The organism is Streptomyces sp. NPDC057010, from assembly GCF_042673805.1.
Classification (GTDB): domain Bacteria; phylum Actinomycetota; class Actinomycetes; order Streptomycetales; family Streptomycetaceae; genus Streptomyces.
Map to the genome: position 1 here is coordinate 1 of NZ_JBHUSC010000123.1, position 1,852 is coordinate 1,852.

Annotated in this window: 1 protein-coding gene and 1 pseudogene; both read right to left on the reverse strand. The window is 61.2% G+C overall.

The window, feature by feature from the left end:
• Window positions 1-178 precede the first annotated feature (178 nt).
• Window positions 179-976, reverse strand: coding sequence for an IS21-like element helper ATPase IstB (istB, locus tag ACFTXQ_RS36505; RefSeq protein ID WP_059740757.1), 798 nt, complete (start codon window positions 974-976; stop codon window positions 179-181).
• Window positions 969-1,852, reverse strand: a pseudogene (locus ACFTXQ_RS36510) (IS21 family transposase); the annotation flags it as partial. The pseudogene ACFTXQ_RS36510 and the gene istB, both read right to left, overlap by 8 nt.

Genomic DNA, 1,852 nt, shown 5'->3' on the forward strand with positions numbered 1-1,852 from the left:
ATCCTATGGCGCGCGTCCCGCACCACAACCGATCGTATAGATTCTGTTTATCGTGATCTGATGAGCAAGGGTGCGAAGGAATTCGGGGTTCCAGAATTGGCAAGAGTGTTGATTTCCACCGAGTCTTAACCCACCGATTTCATCTAAATCTGACCCACCCCGAGACAGCGTAGTACATCTATTCCGGTGTGGATAACTCTTCGTTACCCGCTGGTTTTGCTGCTCTCTTTCTTGTCGTCTTCGCCTTGGCAGAACTGGTCCTGAAGCGCCACGATTCATTGCCCGTTTCAACGATGTGGCAGTGATGGGTGACGCGGTCCAGCAGCGCTGTCGTCATCTTTGCATCCCCGAACACGCTCGCCCACTCGCCGAAGCTGAGATTGGTCGTGATCGCGACGCTCGTGTGCTCGTAAAGCTTTGAGAGCAGATGGAACAGCAATGCACCACCGGTCTGGCTGAACGGCAGATAGCCCAGCTCATCGAGAATCACCAGATCGACGTACATCAGCTTGTGGGCGACCTGGCCTTGTTTGCCGATGGACTTCTCCTGCTCCAGGGCGTTGGTCAGCTCGACGGTCGAGAAGTAGCGCACACGCTTGCCGTGGCGCTGTACGGCTTCGATTCCGATCGCTGAGGCGAGGTGCGTCTTGCCAGTGCCCGGACCACCGATGAACACGACGTTGTGCGCGCTTTCGAGGAACGACAGCTCGCTCAGTTCGCGCACCAGCGCTTCGTCGACGTGTGCCTGCGCGAAGTCGAAGCCCTTCAGGTCGCGGTGGGCCGGGAAGCGCGCAGCGGTCATTTGATAGGCAATCGAGCGCACCTGCCGTTCGGCGGTTTCAGCCATCAACAGCTGCTTCATGAAGCGCTCCGGCTCGAAGTCCGTGTGGCGCGACTGCGCGAGCAGCTCCGGCCACGTGCTCGCCATGCCGTGCAGTTTAAGACCCTTGAGCTGGGCCGCGATATCGTTAGACATGACGATCCTCCGGTGGGTTGGCACGCAGCGTCTCGTAACGGTTCACGTCGGCCGCGGGCTCTTCCTTGAGCTGGAGTTTCGTCGTGGCGAGGCTGCCATTCGTGACGGGCGCCTTCAGCCGGCTCAGCACGTTCAGGACGTGCTCTGCGCTGGGGCGTCCTGAATCCAGCGCAGCCTGTACGGCGAGCAGCACCGCATCGAGCCCGTGTTCGCGCACCGCAGCGAGCACCTGCGTCATGACGCGATCGCCGCCCGGGTGTTTCAGCAGATGCCGCTGCAGCAGTTGCAGCGGCTGCGGCATCGTGATGAACGGTGCGCCGTTGCGCAGTGCGCCGGGTTTGCGCTCGACCAGCGTGACGTAGTGGCGCCAATCGTAGAAGGTCATGTGCCGCTCGAAGCTGCGTTCGTGGCGTGCGATCTCCTGGGCGTTGGCGACGACGCTGAGATATGCCGGATAGCAGCGCACGCTCACCAACTGGTTCGTGTACTCGGTGGGCACGCTGTAGCGGTTGCGCTGGAAGTGAATCAGGCTGGTCGACGAGACTCGCAGGGTCTGCTCGATGTAGCCGTCAAACGGCCGTGGATTGGGCATCAGCCGGGTACGCTCGTCCTGCAGCACATCCTCGACCGTCAGCTCAGGCCACTGCGGGTGCCGCATGTGCCACGCCTCACGACACTGACCAGCGACCCATTCGTTCAGGATCTCCAGCGTTTCCCAGCGCCGTAGCGCTGCTTCGTGCCAGATCTGACGTCGCCGGTCCTGAACGTTCTTCTCGACGATGCCTTTCTCCCAGCCTGCAGCCCGGTTGCAGAACTCCGGCTCGAACAGGTAGTGACTGCACATCGCTTCGAAGCGCGCGTTGACCGCACGCTCCT

Coding starts and splice junctions, on each gene's coding strand:
- istB (WP_059740757.1), bottom strand. CDS start 976: ATGTCTAACGATATCGCGGCCCAGCTCAAGGGTCTTAAACTGCACGGC.